General features: G+C 63.0%; 1 protein-coding gene. It reads right to left on the bottom strand.

Annotated features, from left to right (window positions below):
* Positions 1-135: 135 nt before the first annotated feature.
* Positions 136-1,257 (bottom strand): IS5 family transposase, encoded by a 1,122-nt coding sequence (locus tag N8A90_RS25320; protein ID WP_262078048.1) that lies wholly within the window; start codon positions 1,255-1,257, stop codon positions 136-138.
* Between the last annotated feature and the right edge of the window lie 94 nt (positions 1,258-1,351).

Raw genomic sequence — 1,351 nt, 5'->3', positions numbered from 1 at the left:
CAGGCTGCTGAAATACTCCCCCTGCGGACGAGCCCGTTCCTTCGCCGAGGGCTGCTTTTCACATGGCGAGCTGCGGGATGGTGTTTCGAGTCGTTTTTGCTGATTGCCGAAGCTTCTCGAGCTTCTTTTCGGGCCTCACGCAGACTGCGGACGGATTTGCCCCAGCGAACGCATGCGCGTCAAGTTGTACGCCGTCATCGTCATGACGAACAGATGGTCCACGCGCTTGAGCCCGCGCACCATCACCTGACGAATGCATCCCACCGTCTTGGCCCAGCCGAAGCCCTGCTCGATGAGCTTGCGCTTGCGCTGCGACAGCGCGTAGCCCTCGCTGGCTGCGATGACATCGGGTACTGCCGAGCGGCGCCCTGACTTGTTCTGCGCCACGTGCGGTATCACGCCCATGTCGCGGCATGCGTCGACGAACTCCTTAGCGTCATAGCCCTTGTCCGCGCCCAGCGTAATGCTGATCGTGTCATCGGCTGCCGCCTCGCAAGCCGCATGGATCATGACCTTGGCCGCTTCCCGCTCGGCATGACCGTCGGCGGTGCTGACCATGGCGTTGGCGATCAAGCCATGGCGGTTGTCCGAGAGGGCATGGCCCATGTAGCGCATCTGGCTGGCCGTCTTGCCCTTGCGGTACAGCCGCGCATCGGCGTCGGTGCTGGACTCATGGGTGTCGTTGCTGCGGGTCTGGCCCTTGAAGCTGGTGGCACCGGTGTTGTCGTCATTGCCGTCGTCGCCTTGATCGCCAGCGCCGTTCTTGCGCACGAAGCTGCGGTGGCTGGCCCACGCCTGGATGAGGGTGCCGTCCACGCTGAAGTGCTCGCCCGACAACCAGCCCTTGCGGTCAGCGGTCTCCACGATGTGGTTGAACAACTCGATGATGGCGTCGTGCGCAATGAGCCTCTCGCGGTTCTTGGTGAAGACGCTGGGAACCCAGACGGCATCGTCCATGGCCAGGCCGATGAACCAGCGATACAAGAGGTTGTATTGGGTCTGCTCCATGAGCTGACGCTCCGAGCGAACGCTGAAGAAGATCTGCAAGAGCATCGCGCGCAGCAGCTTCTCTGGCGCGATGCTGGGACGCCCGCCCTTGATGTCGGCCTCGTACATGCCAGCGAACAGGTCATCCATCTTCACCAACGCTTCGTTGACCATCGCCCGGATCGGGCGCAGCGGGTGCTCCGCAGGCACGAAGTCCTCCAGGCGGCGCATCGTGAACAGGCTCTCGGTGAAGGTGTCGGCTCCGCGCATGGTCTGGGGTCTTGTCTTCCAACTGTCGGGGGATCAACTTCCAACGCTTGTGCCGCGCCGCGCGTCGACTGGAGGGGAGTATTTCAGCAGCCTG

This window comes from Variovorax sp. N23 (assembly GCF_025486315.1).
GTDB lineage: Bacteria > Pseudomonadota > Gammaproteobacteria > Burkholderiales > Burkholderiaceae_C > Variovorax.
The sequence above is the reverse complement of the archived record's forward strand: the minus strand, read 5'-3'. Positions and strand labels throughout refer to the sequence as shown.

What these genes read in the sequence shown, in the direction of transcription:
- N8A90_RS25320 (WP_262078048.1), bottom strand. Translation starts at nt 1,257, where the DNA reads ATGCGCGGAGCCGACACCTTCACCGAGAGCCTGTTCACGATGCGCCGC.